The 19,720-nt window shown below is 49.4% G+C and carries 9 protein-coding genes; 3 read left to right on the top strand and 6 right to left on the bottom strand.

Going from position 1 to position 19,720, the window contains the following annotated elements; translation table 11 throughout:
- Nucleotides 1-21: 21 nt before the first annotated feature.
- Entirely contained in the window at nt 22-549 is a 528-nt protein-coding gene (locus ACSBQN_RS13335) for a fimbrial protein (RefSeq protein WP_025152552.1), read from the bottom strand.
- Nucleotides 550-1,202: 653 nt separating this feature from the next.
- Here ACSBQN_RS13335 and ACSBQN_RS13330 point away from each other — a divergent pair.
- Both ACSBQN_RS13330 and ACSBQN_RS13325 read left to right on the top strand, forming a co-directional pair.
- A complete protein-coding gene (locus ACSBQN_RS13330) occupies nt 1,203-1,766 on the top strand; it encodes a tyrosine-type DNA invertase (protein ID WP_024474415.1) in 564 nt (187 codons plus the stop codon).
- A 179-nt stretch (nt 1,767-1,945) separates the two neighbouring features.
- Nucleotides 1,946-2,896, top strand: a complete 951-nt coding sequence (locus tag ACSBQN_RS13325; RefSeq protein WP_024474414.1) for a nucleoside hydrolase — start codon at nt 1,946-1,948, stop codon at nt 2,894-2,896.
- 427 nt (nt 2,897-3,323) lie between these two features.
- Here the strand turns inward: ACSBQN_RS13325 and ACSBQN_RS13320 are convergent, their stop codons facing one another.
- The 4 genes from ACSBQN_RS13320 to ACSBQN_RS13305 form a co-directional block, all read right to left on the bottom strand.
- Entirely contained in the window at nt 3,324-4,478 is a 1,155-nt protein-coding gene (locus ACSBQN_RS13320; RefSeq protein WP_024474413.1) for a porin, read from the bottom strand.
- A 401-nt stretch (nt 4,479-4,879) separates the two neighbouring features.
- Complete coding sequence (gene pgtA / locus ACSBQN_RS13315; RefSeq protein WP_024474412.1) at nt 4,880-6,127, bottom strand: two-component system response regulator PgtA; 1,248 nt, start codon at nt 6,125-6,127, stop codon at nt 4,880-4,882.
- Nucleotides 6,120-8,123: a two-component system sensor histidine kinase PgtB gene (gene pgtB, locus ACSBQN_RS13310; RefSeq protein WP_036408289.1), complete on the bottom strand. Its 2,004-nt coding sequence runs from the start codon at nt 8,121-8,123 to the stop codon at nt 6,120-6,122. Before pgtB ends, pgtA begins: the two co-directional genes overlap by 8 nt.
- Nucleotides 8,120-9,376, bottom strand: a complete 1,257-nt coding sequence (locus ACSBQN_RS13305) for an ABC transporter substrate-binding protein (protein ID WP_036408287.1) — start codon at nt 9,374-9,376, stop codon at nt 8,120-8,122. The genes pgtB and ACSBQN_RS13305 overlap by 4 nt, the downstream gene beginning before the upstream one ends.
- Nucleotides 9,377-9,903: 527 nt before the next feature.
- On the opposite strand from ACSBQN_RS13305, the gene pgtP reads away from it, so the two are divergent.
- A complete protein-coding gene (pgtP, locus tag ACSBQN_RS13300) occupies nt 9,904-11,307 on the top strand; it encodes a phosphoglycerate transporter PgtP (RefSeq protein WP_015423009.1) in 1,404 nt (467 codons plus the stop codon).
- A gap of 115 nt (nt 11,308-11,422) precedes the next feature.
- Here pgtP and ACSBQN_RS13295 read toward each other — a convergent pair whose 3' ends face one another.
- Complete coding sequence (locus tag ACSBQN_RS13295) at nt 11,423-18,769, bottom strand: autotransporter outer membrane beta-barrel domain-containing protein (RefSeq protein ID WP_337137121.1); 7,347 nt, start codon at nt 18,767-18,769, stop codon at nt 11,423-11,425.
- Between the last annotated feature and the right edge of the window lie 951 nt (nt 18,770-19,720).

Here is a 19,720-nt window from a genome sequence, read left to right as displayed (position 1 = left end):
CCTGAGCCGTGCCGGCATTAATTACTGATAAGTCAGTGCGAATGTCGCGATAGCGGTGAAGTCCCCCGGGACAGCGGCTTCAGCAGAAGAACCCTGTAAATACGCTGCGAAGTTCAGGTCGTTATTACCGTCACGCAGAGCCTGTGCCGCGCTTGGTGTACCTAATTTGATCTGTTTGCCGCCCGCATCAGTAATAACAACCGCCGCGTTTTTGGCAATCCCCTCAATACCCAGGGAACCGGCCAGAATATCAGCCGCCTCAGAACCGGTGAAAGTGGTCTGTACTGTTTTGTAGGTTTCTGTTGTGCAATTCTCTAATGCGATTTTAAAATCACGGGAATTACTGCGGCCGCCGTCTTTCAGTGCGGCAGTGGAGATCTGGCCTAACGGAACAGTCTGGTTTTCGGTATCAGGCGTAATAGAGCAAGGCGCGTCAATAATTGAACCGGTGAATTTAACAGTACCGTGTCCCTGATCAGCAGCAGATGCCGCACCTGCAACCACAGACATACCAAAGCCCAGCACTAATGCTAATTTATTCAAAGTCATGTTATTTCCTATATTACGTTCTGCTTTCTTGATATTAAAAATAACGCGGTCACACGCGGAAATATGAAACCGCGCGGCGTTATCGTTATTTGATGAATATGTCTGTTCCGTTATCCGGATATATAAAAAAACGGGACAAAATACATCAAATTGTCCCGTTAAGAATGAATTGCTGTTATCGAATAAAAATTAAGAAAGCTGTTCTTTTTTATCACGTAAAACAGGTGAATATCGCGTTTCTACCCCTCTCTGTTTTTAAGCGCTGTTAAAAATAATGACAGCGGTGAAGCAGGCCGCCGCCGTCCGGCAGAATAAAATATTAACCTTTTAAAAATTAATGAGTTATGTGCGGATAATTTGGCTAACACATCAATATTTGACTAAGGGAAAACCTTTAGTGATAATTACAAACAATTTGATGTATTTTGTCTTTTTTAAAATTAAGAATATTTACCTCTGTACAATGGCCTTAAATTGATCTGTCCCAGATTAAAAAAAGCCAATTGCTGATTGGTTTTTATGAATATATTGTCAATACGTAAACACTTTGTAGTACTTTCTTTCCTGTCCGTTGTCTTTATTCATTTTTATTACTTGCTATAGTGATATCTCTGGTTTTTATGAACTTATCGGACAATAAACAGGAATAAATCATGGACAAACGTAAGTTTCTGACCCGTTATGAAGTTGACGCCATCCTGAAAGAAGCCCGGAAAAGCCGGTATGCCGAACGGAATTACTGCATGATTTTAATGTGCTATCTGCACGGTTTCCGCGTCAGTGAATTATGTCATCTGTCACTTTCTGATATTGATCTGGACAGCCGCCTTATTTATGTCCGGCGTCTGAAGGGCGGGCTTTCCACCACACAACCGCTTATTGATATTGAATATAATGCGCTGGTGTCGTGGCTGAATATAAGAAATACCTGGCGTAACCGGGATTTGGAATGGGTATTTTTATCGCAGAAAAGCGGGGCTATTTCCCGTCAGCAGGTTCATACCTTATTAAAGCAGTACGGCAAAGCCGCCAATATATCCGTCGCACCACATCCTCATATGCTGCGCCATGCCTGCGGCTATTCCCTTGCGGATCTCGGCCGTGATACCCGCCTGATTCAGGATTATCTGGGGCACCGGAATATTTCCCATACCGTTATTTATACCGCCAGTAATTCCAAACGTTTTCAGCAAATCTGGGATCCTCTCCGCGGATAATCCGGCTGTCTGTCTCTGAACTTTCTCTGTTCCCGCAAACAGGTATTATTCTCCGCCGTTATTGTGTTGTTCCTGTGATTACCCGGGCACCGCTCAGATTTTCGGGCGGCTTATTATTTTTCCGGTCACAGAGTGTGTAACATAGCGGTGAATGTAAACGGACAGATAAAGAGGAATATGTGAAGAAAAAAATCATTCTTGACTGCGATCCCGGCCATGATGATGCCATCGCACTATTACTTGCTTACGGTAATCCGCAGATTGATCTGCTGGCAGTCACCACGGTGGTCGGTAACCAGACACTGGAGAAAGTGACACGCAATGCGCTGGCGGTTGCCCGTATTGCCGGAATTACCGGTATTCCTTTTGCAGCGGGCTGCCCGCGCCCGCTGATCCGGGAGATTGAAACCGCGCCGGATATTCACGGCGATTCCGGCCTCGACGGGCCGGTATTACCGGAGCCGGTGCTGGCATTAGATCCGCGCCATGCGGTGCAGCTGATCATTGATACCATTATGGCGCATCCGCCGAAAACCATTACCCTGGTGCCGACAGCAGGGCTGACCAATATCGCGCTGGCCGCCCGGCTGGAGCCGCGTATTATTGACAGAGTCAAAGAGGTGGTGCTGATGGGCGGCGGCTATCACACCGGCAACTGGAGTGCGGTTGCGGAATTCAATATCAAAATTGATCCCGAAGCGGCACATATTGTGTTTAATGCAGGCTGGCCGCTTACTATGGTAGGGCTGGATCTGACACACCAGGCGCTGGCAACCCCGGAGGTCGTCAGCAAAATTGCGGCAGTCGGCACAGCACCGGCGCAATTTGTCCTCGAACTGCTGGAATTTTTCGGCACCATGTACAAAAGCGCTCAGGGATTTGATTACCCGCCGGTACATGACCCCTGCGCGGTCGCGTATGTGATCGATCCGTCCGTGATGACCACCCGCAAAGTACCACTGGACGTGGAGCTGACCGGCACACTGACTCTCGGTATGACCGTTGCCGATTTCCGTTCGCCGGCTCCGGCGGATTGTCTGACACAGGTAGCGGTAAAACTGGATCACACCCGCTTCTGGGATCTGGTCACTGATGCCCTGCGCCGGATCGGGGATATCCGGGTCGCATAACCCTTCTGATGTGCCGGTTCACCGGCACAATACATAAATCAATCTGATCGGTATCTTTCCTGACCACACAGCACAAATCATCAAAAATATTATTCATATTTACTTACATCCCGTATTAATTAATCATAAGCACAAAATGAATAAACGAAAAAACCAAAATCACATCAATAGTTAAATGTTTTATTCTAATATGGACTATTATTACTGCGTTCGAACAAATTCTTATTGGTGATTTGTCTGTGTCGATTCAAATTACAAGCAATAAGCCAAAAAAGGAGGCAGCTGCCTCCTTTTTTACTGCCTGAAAAAAAGTTAAATAATAACTACCGCTATTAAAAAGTTTTCAAAAGTGATTATTTCACTGACTTTCAGGTATAAAAAAAGGAGGCTTTCGCCTCCTTTTTCATTATACGTTCTCTGAATTAAATCAGAACTGGTAAACTAAACCTAAGCCCAGTACGTTGTCGGTATTGATACCAGACTTACGGGTAAAGTCGTTTTCGTCTAACAGGTTAATTTTGTAGTCGATCAGAGCAGACATGTTTTTGTTGAAGTAGTAGTAAGCACCTAAATCAACATATTTCACCAGGTCCTGATCATCGCTGCCATACGGAGTATTCAGGTTTTTACCTTTAGACTGCAGGTAAGCGATGGATGGACGCAGACCGAAATCGAACTGATACTGAGCCACTAACTCGATGTTCTGAGTTTTGTTAGCAGTCTGAGCCATATCCCAGTTGCCGTTACCGTTACCGTAATAAGTCATGTTACGGGTTTCACCGTAAACGGCTGCCAGGTACAGGTTGTCAGCATCGAATTTAGCACCGACGTTCCATGCTTCTGCACGATCACCCAGAGCACCGCTTGCTTTGTTATATTTCTGACCGTCCGGACGGGCAGAGCTTGAGTACGCACCACCAACACTCACACCCCAGCCGATGTCATACGCGGTGGAGAAACCGAAGCCGTCACCGTTAGCTGTTTTATCGTAGCTGGTAGGGTCATTGAAATTGCTGGTACCACGGCTTGCGATAGAGTTATCATCGTTCGCACCCTGATACTGTAATGCGAAGCTCAGGCCGTCAACGTAACCGAAGAAATCAGAGTTACGGTAAGTCAGCAGGTTTGCAGCACGACCGGTCATGTAGACGTCGGTCTGGGTCATGGTATCGTTACCGAAGATTGGCAGCACATCGGTCCATGCGTTGGTGTCATAGATAACACCGTAGTTACGGCCATAGTCCAGTGAACCGAACTCAGCAAATTTCAGACCAGCGTAAGCTAAACGAACCTGGTTTTTGTTGTCGCCTTCAGTACCGTTGGTTTTGATTTCGTTTTCGAAACGACCAAAGCCGGTTAATTGATCAGTGATCTGAGTTTCACCTTTCAGACCGATACGGAAACGGGAGTCATCACCGTTCTGGCTGTCGCCATAGTGGTCATTGTCGCTGAATAAATGACGAACATCGACTTTACCGTACAGATCCAGTTTATTACCGTCTTTGTTATAAATCTCTGCCGCGTTTGCAGCGCCGCTTAATGCAACGAGCGGGACTAATACAGCTAATAATGTCTTTTTCATTTTATATTCCTATTATATTAACCACTACTCTCTGACCCTATTTACACAGAGCCTTGTAGATTATTCACCCTGAAAGTTCATATTACAACACGATCTCAGCCCCGATTGGCGCTAAATAGCAAGATATGTCAAAAAAAGCACTTATTGCATGCATAATGTGACAAATAGTTTCAAAACCAAAGCATTTATTGTTAAATAACAACAATACAAAGCGCACGAATTGCTAATTCTGATATTCACATTGGTGATAGTCGTTATATTTGATTATTAACGTCATCGTTAAAATAACACGAATAAATCATTCAAAAATTTTAAATCAAAACCGGATGAAAACAAATAAAAAAAGCCGGTTAGTTTTACACAAACCGGCTTACGGAAAAAAATCATCAGATTAATTTATGTCATATCCGGTAGTGATGCTTATCCAGCCCGTACTTTTTCATCCGCAGATAGAGTTTTTTACGCGGGATTTGCAGATACTCTGAGACATCGTTAATCCGCCCCTGGTGGATATTCAGGGCTTCGGTGATAATCTGCCGCTCATAGCTCTCCACCCGCTGGTCCAGCGCAGTCGGTGCCACGGACGGCAGCAGCGGGTTCGCGGTATCACCCATCGGCATAATCCCGACCGCATACAGCTCCGCCGCGTTCGCCAGTTCACTGACATTGCCCGGCCAGTGCCGCCGGGTGAGTTTTTTCACCAGCGGTTCCGCGAGGTTCGGCAGCGGATGATTCAGACGGGAACAGGCCTGTTCCAGATAATAACGGAATATCGGTGCAATATCGGCTTTGCGCTGGGACAGCGGCAGGCAGGCAATCTGTGTCATGGAGAAACAGTAATAGAGTTCGGCAATAATCTTCTGCTGTTTGGTCAGCATAATCAGTGGTGTGTCGGCGATCCCGATCAGGCGGAATGTCCGCTGCTCCTGACGGATATGCTGTACCAGCCAGCGCTGCTGGCTGAGCGGCATCAGATCGATATTTTTGATCACCAGTGTGCCGTCCGTCACTTCATCCAGCCAGGCATCCAGCGGGATATCCTCATCACTGAGCAGGGTTTTGATGACCAGCGGCCCGTGTTTATTGCTGCTTATCTGATGCAGGTAGCGCGCCAGATAGGTACGGCCGCTCCCCGGTTCACCGTGCAGAAAGACCGCAGCATGGGTTTCCGCCAGTCCGCGCAACTGCTGGCGGACGTGCTCTGTCCATTCACTCTCACCGGCAAGATTCAGTGTCAGTTGCTCTGAGCTCCAGCGGCGCTGGGTTACCCGCTGTTTGCGGGCTGCGAGGGCTTTTTCTGTCAGGGTCAGCAGATGCTCCGGATCCACCGGTTTCTGCAGAAAATCCCACGCCCCCTGTTTGACGGCTTCCACCGCCATCGGCACATCACCGTGGCCGGTGATCAGCAGCACCGGCAGGTATTTGTCTTTTTCCAGGAACAATGCCATCAGATCGATACCGGAGCACCCCGGCATACAGACGTCACTGAGCACAATACCGCACCAGTCGCGGTGAACCAGCTCTTTTGCCGCCAGCGGGTCATGACAGGCATAAACACGATATCCGGCCTGCTCCAGCAGCATACAGTAAGCCTCCAGGACATCCGTATCATCATCTATTAATAAGATATCGTAGTTATCATCAAGCATATTCAGTTACCTTTTTAAAACTCAGGATCACACATCCGTGGCGGGTCAGCGTGGATGCGATCCGCAGACTGCCCCCCAGTTGCTGCATAATGGAGCTGCTGACAGACAGGCCGATCCCGAGGCCGATTTCTTTACTGGTGGTGAAAGGTTTCATCAGTGAGTCCGCCAGCGCCATCGGCCAGCCGCTGCCGTTATCACTGATAAAGAGAGAAATCTCATCACCGGACTCCGTAAAATCAATCACAATTTCAGCCGCTGCCGGTGAGGCATCCAACGCATTGGAGAGCATATTGACCAGCACCTGCTGTATACCGATGGCATCCCCCTGCACCTGCGGCAGAAAATCCGGCTGGTGCAGGGTGACATCGCGCATTTTGTTCTGTAATGCGAGGATATCCCACGCATCCTGAATGCTCTGATGCAAATCAATCGGCTGCAGTGTCGCGCCGTCATCCCGCCGCCGGGCAAACTGGCGCAGAGAGCGGATAATGCCGTCCATCCGGGCAATAAGCTGTGCGGATTTATTCAGGGCATTCACGGCATTGGTATTTCCTTCCGCCGCCAGTGCCCGCTTCGCCATATAAACGTGCATGGATAATGCATTCAGCGGCTGATTGATTTCATGCGCCAGGGTGGTCATGGTCTGCCCGACCACGGCAAGTTTCGCGGTCTGGATCAGCTCATTTTGTGTGGCCCGCAGGTTGGCCTCAATGGCTTTTCTGTCGGTAATTTCCTGTTCCAGCTGCGCTTTCTGCCGGTTGATCTGGCCGAGTGTCTGGCGCAGCAGCATGGCCACCCGGCCGATTTCATCGCGCCCCTCAACCGGGATCTCCGCGGTCAGATCACCGTGTCCTATCCGTGCAACTGCCTGATTCAGCACCGTAAAGCGCCTGACCAGCCGGGTGCGGATAAAATAGTGGTTAAAGATCACCGCCAGTAATAACGCCAGCAGCGCAGTAATAATAATGATAATGCCGCTGTAACTCATAATGCCGGACAGATGGTGATTCAGAGACTGTAACTGGCTGTGGCTGTTATCAAGCTGCACATCGAGCTGTGTGCGGAACCGCTCCAGAATGCGATCTTTTTCTGCCGTGGCGGCCGCCAGTTCCGCTTTCGCCGCGCGGTAATCTTTCAGCACGCCGGGCATTTTGCTGTCAGACAGACCGATATCCAGCAGTTCATCAATAGTCTGGCGCAGTGTCACGGTGCTCGGATACATATCCGATGCCGTTTCGTTTGATTCCGCACCGGACTTCAGATAGGAGAGGTAACGGACATAACTGTGCGAATCCGGGCTGCTTTCCGTACTTTCATTCTGTTCATCCCGCAGACGCCCGGTCAGATCGTCCATAATCTGCCCCTCCAGCCGTGCCAGGGTATAAATCAGCTGTAACTCACCCTGCACTTTGCGCAGACTACCCTGTAAGGCAATTGCCCGGGACGGATCCTGCTCTGTCTGATCCAGCAGAGAGCCCTGCTGCCAGCTGATATCCTGTGACAGCGAGCTGAGTTCGGTACTGAAGTCATCATGCAGCCAGGCAATCCGTGCGGACAGCGTATTCACATTCTCCCGCGCCAGAAACAGGGTATACAGGGCATTATCGAGACGCTGCAAAAGCGCCTGCCCCTGCTGCACAATCGCGGTGATCTGCGCCTGATCCTCTCCGCTCAGTTTCCGGTTGATCGCTTCGATCTGTGACAAATGCAGCGTGATCTGATTACGCAGCTGCAGACGTGCTGCGGTATCCGGCGCTTTCAGGAACTCATTCAGCTCATCCACCAGCGTGTTCAGTTGTCCCTCGATCAGAAACGACGCCTGAATACGCGGAAAATAATCCCCCAGCGCGTAGCGGATCTGCCGGTTCTGCGCCTGCCAGGCGTACAAACTCACGCAGCTGACAATCAGTGTCATCAGCGTGCCGATAACAAACGCGCCGCGCAGGATCGCACTGATACTGAAACGGCCGATATAACGGGCAATACGCTGCTTCACCGGACTTTCTCCAGTTCCGCAATCGCTTTGCGCTGTTGCTCGCGGAAGAACTGCTGCCAGCGGATATACTCTTCCTCGGCTTTGCGGTTATCGTCAAAACGTGAGTAATAGGCCGGGTCGGCACTCTCCTGCGCAGAGACCGGCATGGCAATCAGCAGGGCACGGATATACGGCAGCGGGCGTTTCACGCGGGCTTCGGCGGTATACAGCGCACGCCAGGCGTCGATGGATTCCGTCAGACGGAAAGTGATCGCGGTATCAAACAGCTGCTGTACCATGCGCTGGCGTTTGAGCACCAGATTCTCATCCATCTGATGCGGGGAATTCAGCAGGCGGCGCTGCACCGGCTCACGCGGATTTCCCTGCGGCAGCGGTGTGACCGGATATTTACCGGTGCTGCTGTCCGCCAGCACATTCTGCCCCTGTTCACTGAGAAGAAAGCGGATAAAGGCGCGGGCTTTGTCCTGATTCAGGCTGTGGCGGCTTATCGCAACAAAGGTCGGGGATGTCGCGGAATCCGGCAGATAATTAAAGGCCAGCTCCGGATCGCCCAGCAGCAGCCAGGCGTAGTTATCAATCACCGGTGCGGCACCGCCCAGTCCGGCTTTGATCTTGTCCGCCACACCGAAACTGCGTGATGAGATAGTCGCCAGATTCCCGGAAACATTGAGCAGCAATGCCCAGCCCTCATCCCAGCCGCGCTGCTGTAACAGTGATTCGACCATCAGATGATAGGTGTCCGAGCGTGACGGGCTGCTCATCAGCAGCAACCCCTGATAGCGGCTGTCGGTCAGGGAATCCCACGATGCCGGAACCGGCAGATTATTTTCCGCCATCCGCCGTTTATTCACCAGAATGCCGTAACCGGAAAATGCCACCGCTGCCGCATTATCGCGCAGCCGCAGCGGCACCAGACGCCGGGAAACATCCGGCAGATCAGTGAGCTCCGCCAGCCGGTCATGCTCCTGCAGATGCTGTAATAACATCGGCGAGGATGTCACCACCAGATCCACATCTTCCAGTGCAGGAGTATCCAGCAGACGCTCCAGTGCCGCACTGGTGCGGTTAATGGTACGGATACGGACAGCTCCGGGCTGCTGCTGCCAGCTGCTGATAATATGGGCTGTTGCTTCCGGTGAAAACGTGGTGGCGATCACCAGTTCATCCGGTTTCGCCATGGCTGACAAACTGAATATCAGCGCGGCGGCGGTTATCATACTGGCCGCAAAGCGGCGGATTCGGCGTTGTGACATAAGCTGGGTTCTGTATTCGTTTGCGGGGTGTGATTCACATCATAAAAATGACATCTTTTTTAGTTTGTCGCAAAAGTCTGTTTGAGACAAATATTACCCGTTTGTTTACCGGCATCCGCATCACGGATATTAAATGAAATAACAAACAGGAACGGTAAATGGCCTGATACTTTAATATCATCGCCATATACAGATAATAACAATGCAGGAAACAATAATAGCAATAAATCACCACAACAACAAAATAAGAATAAAAGCCTTACAGTTCAATATAAAAGCTATTTATTCATTTCCACTTATCATTTGTTTTATTTATTTTCCTTTCTATTTCATGGTGATACAAAACAAACATATAAATAAACTTATTTGTGTCAGTTTATACCTTTTATTTTTAATATTGAGTCAAAAGTGACTCAAAACCATGATATTGAGATATTTATCCAGCCGGAACATGATAACCCTGTCAGAAAAAAAACGACCATACACACAGTAATCCTATTTTAAAATACATTTCTGCAGGTGAAATTATGCTGTCATTTTTAAAGCCGGCTATGGCAAAAAATAAAGTAGCACCCGGAAAAGTGCCCGCCACTTACAAACGCTATCGTGTTCAGGCATTGCTCAGCGTGTTCCTCGGTTACTTAGCGTATTATATTGTCCGCAATAACTTTACGCTTTCCACACCGTATCTGAAAGAAAACCTCGATCTGACCACAACGCAGATCGGTATGTTAACCAGCTGCATGCTGATCACTTACGGGATCAGTAAAGGGATTATGAGCAGCCTGGCGGATAAAGCCAGCCCGAAAGCCTTTATGGCCTTTGGTCTGATCCTCTGTGCCGTTGTTAACCTCGGTATGGGCTTCAGCAGCGCGTTCTGGCTGTTCGTCGGTTTCGTTGCCCTCAACGGTCTGTTCCAGGGCATGGGCGTCGGTCCTTCTTTTATTACTATCGCCAAATGGTTCCCGCGCCGTGAACGCGGCCGTATCGGGGCTTTCTGGAATATCTCCCACAACGTCGGCGGCGGTATCGTTGCACCAATCGTGGGTGCGGCTTTCGCGGTTCTCGGTACCGAGCACTGGCAGGCGGCAAGCTACGCGGTTCCGGCGGTTATCGCCGTGGTCTTCGCTGTGATCGTCCTGCTGCTGGGTAAAGGTTCTCCGGAACAGGAAGGCTTACCGGCACTGGCAGAAATGATGCCGGAAGAAAAAGTGGTGTTATCTGACGCGCAGAAAGAGCAGTCTCCGGAAAATATGTCTGCATTTCAGATTTTCTGCACCTATGTGCTGAAAAACAAAAACGCCTGGTATGTCTCTTTTGTTGACGTGTTCGTGTACATGGTGCGTTTCGGGATCATCAGCTGGCTGCCGATTTACCTGCTGACCGAGAAAAACTTCAGCAAAGATCAGATGAGTGTGGCCTTCCTGTTCTTCGAATGGGCGGCGATTCCGTCCACCCTGCTGGCAGGCTGGCTGACAGACAAACTGTTCAAAGGCCGCAGAATGCCGCTGGCGATCGTCTGTATGACCCTGATTTTCTTCTGCCTGATCGGCTACTGGCAGAGCCAGTCCCTGGCCGTCGTCACCTTCTTCGCTGCAGTTGTCGGTTGCCTGATTTATGTGCCTCAGTTCCTGGCATCCGTGCAGACCATGGAAATCGTCCCGAGCTTCGCGGTCGGTTCTGCGGTAGGTTTACGCGGTTTCATGAGCTACATCCTGGGTGCAACCCTGGGGACCACCCTGTTCGGTTTCATTGTTGACCGTATGGGCTGGCACGGCGGTTTCTATCTGCTGTTAGGCGGTATCGTCTGCTGCATCATCTTCTGTATTCTGTCTCACTTCGGTGCGCTGGAACTGGAACGTAACCGTCAGCAGGCACTGTCAGAAGAGAAAGAAACAAAAATCAAATTAGAACCTGCTTCTGCAAACTGATTTCACACTGTTCGTTACCCTTTCGCACCGCGGCGCTGACATCAGGAACGTTATTGATTGATAAAAAAAATCCCCCTGTGGCAACACAGGGGGATTTTTATCTCAGCGGTTCAGCTTATTTCCACTGGTATTTCACACCGATCATCGCACGGTCACCGGAGTAATCATCCGCGCCCATCTGATGAGAAACGTTACCCCAGACTGTCCAGTTTGGTGAAATCTGCCCTTCCACACCGGCCTTGATTTCAAACCGGTTCGCCGGACGATCATCACTGAAGGTGTAGTGTTTATTAAAGGTCATATCATTCTTCGCTGTACTGTGCAGCCAGTTCACCTCAACAAACGGCTGCGCGGATTTATCTGACTGTTTCTGGTTTGCGTAGGTCAGACGGGCACCCAGACGGGTATCCACACTGTTACTGCGCCCGCCTTTCATCACCAGACCGGTGCCGCTGCTGCTGTCATCGGAATCATACGAATTAAAGATAACCTGTGCCTGCGGTGTTAACAGCCACTGTTTATCCGCATCCGGTTTGTACACCGCCATGCTGTAGCCGGTTTCAGCAGAAGCACTGACTAAGCGGCTCTTATAATCCGATGAGCTGCCGGCCATGGAGACTTTATTATCAAACCAGGAATACTGTGCCCAGACATCCGCATAAGCATTGTTTTCATCTTCGCGGTTCTGATACCAGGTGCCGTATAAACCGACGCTGTAAGCACGATCAATTTTTGCATCGGCTTTTGTACCGGTCCGTTTGGCACTGCTGGTGTAATCAGACTTACCGATTGCGCCCATGATACCGCCGCGGATCGTGGTGTCCTGTGCATCATTGTTCCAGTTGATAATATCGCCGCCCAGTTGGGTGGTGTAGGTATCCCCTTTCAGACGCAGTGAACGGCTGACCGCATCCTGACGCTGACGATCCCCGGTGATACGCAGCCAGACAGAAGAGGCGTTTTCATCCCCTTTAAAGCTGTCGGCATAATGCGGCTCGCCCAGACGATCATGCAGGGTCATGGAGAACATGCCCAGTGCCGCCATGCGGTTAGCCATGTGTCCGCCGATTTCCGGGTTCACGTTACGGTTCGGATCTTCCTTGTTTTCATCCGGCGGATAGACATTGGTATCGAAAGAGTCGAGATACCAGCTGTCATCTTTATACCCTTTGTGTAACAGATATTCGTATACCCCGATAGCAACCGGTCCGCCCAGTTTAAAGGCATTTTTATCGGATTTTCCGCCGACATGAACCACTTTAATCGCATCCGGCTGTTTCAGGGTATCTGCACCTTCGCCACCAACATTATTAATATTCAGTGTGGTCGCGCCGTTTTTCCCGGTGTACACATTACCGTCAACCACCAGCTGGTCAGTCATTGTGTCTTCGTGACCTCTGTTCAGCACAGTATTCAGTGTGATTGAACCGCCGTTCGCAGTGAAATCCCCGCCGACATTCAGACGGCTTTCAGTCTCTTTCTGACTCGCAAGCCAGATGCTGCCGCCGTTGTTGACAAAGTTGCCGTCAACGCGGTAATCCGTTGCCTGTCCCAGATCTTTCTTATCCAATTCACCGACATAGAACTGACCGGCGTTATTCACGCTGCCTTTCAGTGTGCCCTGTCCGGCAAATGTTCCCTGAGTGCCGATATTCACCTGACGGCTGTTCATCACCAGCGCGGAATCATAGCTCCCCGCCTGTAATGTGCCGTTCTGAATCTCCGTTGCACCGGTGTACTGCGCCGATTTATCTGTCAGCGTGATACGACCCGCGCCCTGCTTCACCAGTGTCCCTGTCCCGGTGACACTGTTGGTCAGATCCCACGGCTGTTTACCGTCATTGTACGTCAGCACCAGTGTACCGGCGTTTTCAATGGCCGCGCTGCCGATATGCTCTGCCTGTGAGGCACGCAGTGTACTGTCTGCATCCGTGGTGAAACGTCCGCTGAACCCGCTGTTATCCGCTGTCAGCTGAGCATCCGATTTCTGTGCGATTTCGGTGGTGCCGCTGCCGGTCAGCTGATTACGCAGCAGACCCTGTGCGCCTTCCGTGCGCAGGGTACCCGCCACGGCGACCAGGCTGTCGCCCAGACCCGCGATATTACGGATAGTGACCTGTGCAGGCTGATCGATAGTCACTGCGGAATGCATCCCGCTGTTCGCCCCGGTGACAGTCAGTGTGTCATTATTCACCACCAGCTGACCCGCCTGAGTACCGCTCAGAGAACCGTTTACCTCACCGCCGTTTTTCACCGTCAGTTTGCCGTTACCCAGCGCCACCAGGCTGTTTGCCGCAGACGTGAGTTTCCCGGCGGTCTGCTCTGTACCGGCACCGGCGGTGCTGGTCAGTTCAACCGCAGTACCGGACGCCAGATCCAGTAACTGCGTATTCCCTAACACATTATCCGCTTCTGCCCGTAATTTGCCGTGACGGACAAACGTGCTGCCGGTGTAATCATTGCTGTTATTAGACAGCGTGACGTATTCACTTGCAGTATCAATTGCCAGGTCGCCCTGTCCGGTGATTTTCGCCCCGAGGTTAGCCGCCGATCCGGCTTTTCCGGACTGTGCTGCCAGCACCAGTGCATCACTGCCTTTACCCTGCAGATCCACTTCAGTCAGCTGATAAGCCACATACAGGCCGTCTGCTTTACCGCCGGCGTTTGCACTGGTCTGTAAGCCGTAATCATAGGTGCCTTTCGCCACCACTTTGCCGTCCTGGCGCAGATCCTGTTCTGTCTTCGTATTTGACGGGATCACATTACCGTCTTTATCCGTCAGCTGCAGATTCAGCCCGCCGGTGTAATCCGAGGCTTTACCGGCATTGACCAGCTGCACCACAGAATCCCCTTCATCCTGCTCCAGCAGCGGCACTTTGTTATCCGCTGACGGCGTTGGCAGATTATCAAAACCGTCCGCTTTCACCTGAACAGTACCTTTCGCGTTGTCCAGCTCCAGAGAGTTCACGCTGATATGACCATCCGCCTTGCTGCTGCCGGTGATATTGTCGTTAAAGGCCAGTGTCCCGCCGCTCATTGCCAGACGATCAAATGACTGTGTGCCGACGCCTGCTCGGACTGTTGCAACAGATTTATCACCGATATCCAGACGGGATTTCTGCAGTGCGCGGGTGTTGTCACCGGCGATATCAAATGTGCCGTTTGTCACACGCAGCGTGCCGGTGAAGTTATCCCCCGCAAAAGCCGCGCTCTTATTATTAAAATCAAACGCCTGACCCGCTGTTGAGGTGGTGACCAGACCATCCCCCTGCAACTGATGGGCAAAGGTATGGGCTTTATTCTGATTGATAAACAGCTCACCACCCTGTTTTACGGTGACACCGTCATCTGCCGTCAGTTCATTCAGCGTGATATCGGTATTGCGCAGTTCAAAACGGCCTTCCTCAATATTCAGTTTTTCAAAGCCGCTGATTTTGCTGCTGTCCTGTAATACATAGTGGCTTGTTTTGCCTTTCAGTGTCAGCGTATCCTGCCCGCCGCCGCCTGCTGTCAGATTACCGAACAGCGCACTGCTCTGTACGGCAGAGACATTTTGCAGAATCACATTGTTGCGGCCATTACCGGTCATACCATTTTTCAGTTGCGTACCACCGTTCAGAGTGATGGTATTATTCCCGTGACCCGTCATCAGTGTGTCAGTCTGAGCCGTATCCTTCATTTCAATCGTGTTATTACCGTTACCGGCCGACAATGTTCCGGTTTTCGCGCTGCCGTGCAGCATCGCGGTATTGTCGCCGTGACCGGTGATCAGCTCACTGGTTGTACCGCTCAGATCAATCCTGTTGGTACCGTTGCCCAGTATGGATTTTCCGCTGATAGTCCCGCTGTTGCCGAAGCTGATATTGCTGTTCTGACCCGCATCAACCGCGATGCCGTTTTTTATATCCGCCGCAGTAATTTTGCCGCTGTTGGTGAAGCTGAACGCATTTTTCAGCGCAGTCAGATCCACCACGCTGTGGTCAGATGCTGATGTCAGTATGCCGCTCTGTGTGATGCTTTTGGTCTCACCAAGCACCACCAGTGCGGATTCCCCTTCCGCTGATTCGATATTCACATTCATTCCGCTGATAACATCACCGGAAGTATTGGTCACAATACCGTTGCCGCCCTTATCTTTCACATTGATAGTGGTGCCGTTGGCGCCGGAGGTGTCGAGCTTACTTTTCGCCATCGTTCCCCCGCCTTTACCGTTATCCGCTTCCAGCTTCAGACCGGAGGCATTCTCACCGCTGACATTGATGGTGCCGGTGCCGGACAGTTTAAACGCGCCGCTGTCATCATCGGTATTCAGCAGATGCAGACCACTGCCGCTGCCGGTGACTTCAATATTGGCTTTATCCAGTTTCACGTTTGAGCCGGAATGTGCCCGTACCGCATCCGCCGAATTTTCACCGAGGATCTTACCGCTGCCGCCGATAGTCATTGAGGCGTCTTTATTCAGACGGATCGCGGCGGTACCATTATTGGCGGTGATATTACCGGCAGTGTTATTCACCACGGAATTTTTGCCGTAAATATCGACCCCCACACCATTCACGGTAATACCGGTGGTGTTATTGACCGTCCCGGTTTCCACACGGATCCCGGTGGCGTTTTCCGCTTTACTGAAATCAATATTACCGTCGTGATTGAGCACACCACCGTTGATCAGCTTATAGCCGATAGCATTTTTCGCGATATTGCCACCCGTTTCACCTGATTTCAGGTGCGCTTTTGAGGTCAGTGTGGTTTTAGCCGATCCTTTTTTGATCGCATTACTGTTAATATCGTAATAATTACCATCAATCACCGCGATGGTTCCGCCTTCGCCGGTAACACTGATGGTGGTCTCTTTATTCAGCACAACCTTACCGTCTGCCCCGGCACCATTGGCCAGATACAGCCCGGTCGCGTCTTTCCCGTTGACATTCAGTTGCATATTGCCGGTTTGTACTTCGGTACCGTTATCCGCAATATAGAAACCACGGCTTTTTTCGCCGTTGATATCAAAGGTGTAAGTTGTGCCTTTGCTGCTGTCACCCAGGAACTGCGCTTTCTGGTCAACACGAAATAACGTGGAATCGTTATTATCCAGTATCAGAGCCACATCACTTGCCCCGAAATTGATCCGCGAGCTGAAGGTTTCATCTGCCCCTTTACGTCCGGCGATCCAGTAACCGGTCTGATTGACAGAGTTTTTATCAAAAATAACATGGCCGCTGTTAAGGTCGATTTCACCGCCCACACGGGCAAAGACCCCGACAGTGTTATTGCCTTTCAGCTCAACGGTTCCGCCGTCGATAATCACTTTCGCATCATCCGCGCGTACCCCGGTGGTGCGCGCCGGTTTGATGCCGCCGGTGGTGGTTCCGTTGTTGGTGGCAATCACCTGTCCGTGGTGAGTAATCGTGCTGTCGCCCAGCGCCAGCAGGCCGATAGATCCGGCACCGGAGACATTAATCGTGCCGTTGTTTTCAATAACATCCTTATCACGGTTCGTGCCTGACACCCGCATACCAACAGTATTGGTACCCGCCACGTCAATTTCACCGTTGTTAACGACAGTCAGCTGTGAATCAGCATTACGGTTCGGTGTTGATGCCACGTTAATGCCGACGGCATTACTGACACCTTTGTTAATATCGATTTTTCCGTTGTTTTCAATCGCATATTTTTTACCGGCTTTGGCGGTTTCATCCAGCAGTGCGGCCACCGCATTCGACATAATCCGCATATCCCAGGTATCGTCTTCACGGCCGCCTGACAGGCTGACATTGTCTTTCCCCATCAGAATATCGCCGTTATTGACAAATGAAGCGCCCTTGACCTGTACACCGGTCACGGTTCCTTCATTTTTACCGATCCCTTTCTGCCCCAGCAGCAGTTTGCCGCCCTTTTCGTTGGTGACCAGTGAACCGCCGGATGCAGTCACACCGGTGTTGGCAATCACATCTTTATCTGTCGGATCATTATTGACGAGGTTAAAGGCTTCAACAGCAATGGTGCCGGAGTTGGTATAGTGTGCATTTTCACCGGTGACCTGATCACCGTAGATACGGGTTTTACCGTCGCCCAGCAGTAACGTGCCGGTGTTAGTAAATTCTGCGTTATCGATTAACGCATTCTGCCCTTTGTAATTCGGTACAGAAGTTGTGGCGTCATGGAATACTTTTGCGCCGTCATGCGCAAAAATATGATAAGCACGATAACGACCTGAATTCGCTGATGTTTCGCCACGGATATCCGCACCGTCTTTAATATTCAGCACACTGCCTTCACCGGCAGCCTCAAAAATGGAGCGTCTGCCGATATCAGCGGTAATAGCGTCATTCAGACGAATATCTTTATCTTCCAGACCTTTCAGGTCGATATTGACATCAAAATAATCTTTATCCTGCGGACGCGGGACAACCGTCGCTTCAATCAGCGCCTTGTATTCCGCCCCGGGTAATACGTTATGTGTTACTGCGTCAATCAGTAACGCGTTATAGGCAGCCAGTCCCTGTGCGTCACCTATAGCAAAACTGTCACCAAGAACATACGTTTTTCCTTTCGATGTGAACCCGTTCAGCTCTTTCGGGATAGTGACACTTTCAACCAGTTCATTCTGCGGCTGGAAGGTGTATGTGTATTTTCCGGAGGATAAATGCATGCCGTAAGCTTCACCGAATGTGACATGCAGTTTACTGGTGGTATCAATAGTTGCGGATTTCCCGCTGTCTGCGGCAGCCACAAACAGTGAACTGTCTTTGATAAAATTGATATCCCAGTCAACATTATCAGCCGCTGTCATATTCAGCGTACCGTCTTTAACCTCTGCCAGTGTCAGATGATAGAACGGGGATAATTCCGGCTGTTTTTCCAGCAGATAGACACCCAACTCCGGATCGATGGTTTTTTTGAATGCATCGGTGTCATAGGCCTGCATGACGGCAGTTTCCCCGTCTTCCTTCTTCCAGGTAATTTCTTCCATCGCAGACGGGTTATCCGGAATCTGCCAGTCTTCAATCGCATTCAGGGATGCATCCCCCGGAAGCGCCACACCATCACGGTATTCGGTAATCGAAATAACCTTATTTGCATCAGTATTTTTCGCCCATAATTCCTGTAATGAAAACCAGGTTTCATGATAATCAAGATTATTGGTGAATTTCGTCTTTTCGTTATTTAAATTAAGATCTTTAACGCTGCCGTCATTAATAACCCGGGATTGTTCTTTTTCGTTTGAATTATTTACCCACGTTTTAGTTGTGCTGTCATATTGTGCAGGGAGATACTCAGTTTCTAACCACTGACCCGCAGGATCAGCTGCCAGCGCAGACACGCTCAGCCCGCTGCCCATCAGCATTGCCAGTGATAACAGCGCAAATTTTTTTCCTTTCTTTGCACCCTTTGCGAATTCAGATGCGACAACAGAATTCCCTGTCCGTTGATTTTTTACGACTTTGAATATTTTATTCATTGTTTATTTTTCTCAAAATTGAAGGACGTGAATAAGGAAATTCCAGGTGCAGAAAACCCTGACGCATTTAATGCATCACAGAAAAAAATGTGCCGTCACCTGAGCGGCTGACGGTTATCAGCGTAATTGGGTTATTTAATTAATTTATTTAACGTTCACCTGAATTGCCCTGTATCCGGACTCAGAAAATTTTACTTATGGTTGAATCGGCGGCGTATTATAGAGAGGGGATTTCGAATGTCTATAGCGGTTTTAGGAATCATCCTAAGCTAAATTCACTACAAAATGATCATAAAAAGATAAATAACCACAAAATTACAAATTTGATGCGTAATTACTTATAGGTAGTACTGATTATTTTTTTGATTTCCTTCACCCGAATACAGCCACTCAATGACATTTAATATTTTAATAACTAAAATAATTGAATATTTACTTTATAAGTAGATATATTATTAGATTTATTGACTAATCATTTTACAATGTAAAATTCATTCAATTTGTTTCCAAACATAACGTAATGCATACTTCCGTTACATTATTACGTGAATTTTTATTCACAAAATATGAATTTAAAAAACTTTAGCTTTTTTTGGATTATTTTTTATAAAAAGCACAAATAGCTCATTTTACGTATTAAACGCGTACAAACTTTAACTCACAAGCAGCTTTCGTGATACAAATCACAGTAAATTTCAAATCAATTAATAAACATAAAATAAACAAAAAAAATAACAAAAAACACTGACAGCGGGAAAGCACCTCCGTTATCATTAAGCTAAATTACTTATTTGAGGTGTTTAAAGTAAGAGCATTGCCTTATTTAAGCCGGTTAAACACACTGCTTTCGCTATATAACCAAAAATAGCAGTGAAAAATAGCAATGCAGGAGAAACGCAGAAGAGCACTTCTCCACGATAAAATACGCATTCAGTGCGTATAACGATACAA

Source organism: Morganella sp. B601, assembly GCF_051172335.1.
Classification (GTDB): Bacteria; Pseudomonadota; Gammaproteobacteria; order Enterobacterales; family Enterobacteriaceae; genus Morganella; species Morganella morganii.
The sequence above is the reverse complement of the archived record's forward strand: the minus strand, read 5'-3'. Positions and strand labels throughout refer to the sequence as shown.

Excerpts from the sequence above, each read along its gene's own strand:
- ACSBQN_RS13335 (WP_025152552.1), bottom strand. The coding sequence starts at position 549 with ATGACTTTGAATAAATTAGCATTAGTGCTGGGCTTTGGTATGTCTGTG.
- ACSBQN_RS13330 (WP_024474415.1), top strand. The coding sequence starts at position 1,203 with ATGGACAAACGTAAGTTTCTGACCCGTTATGAAGTTGACGCCATCCTG.
- ACSBQN_RS13320 (WP_024474413.1), bottom strand. The coding sequence starts at position 4,478 with ATGAAAAAGACATTATTAGCTGTATTAGTCCCGCTCGTTGCATTAAGC.
- pgtA (WP_024474412.1), bottom strand. The coding sequence starts at position 6,127 with ATGCTTGATGATAACTACGATATCTTATTAATAGATGATGATACGGAT.
- ACSBQN_RS13305 (WP_036408287.1), bottom strand. The coding sequence starts at position 9,376 with ATGTCACAACGCCGAATCCGCCGCTTTGCGGCCAGTATGATAACCGCC.
- pgtP (WP_015423009.1), top strand. The coding sequence starts at position 9,904 with ATGCTGTCATTTTTAAAGCCGGCTATGGCAAAAAATAAAGTAGCACCC.
- ACSBQN_RS13295 (WP_337137121.1), bottom strand. The coding sequence starts at position 18,769 with ATGAATAAAATATTCAAAGTCGTAAAAAATCAACGGACAGGGAATTCT.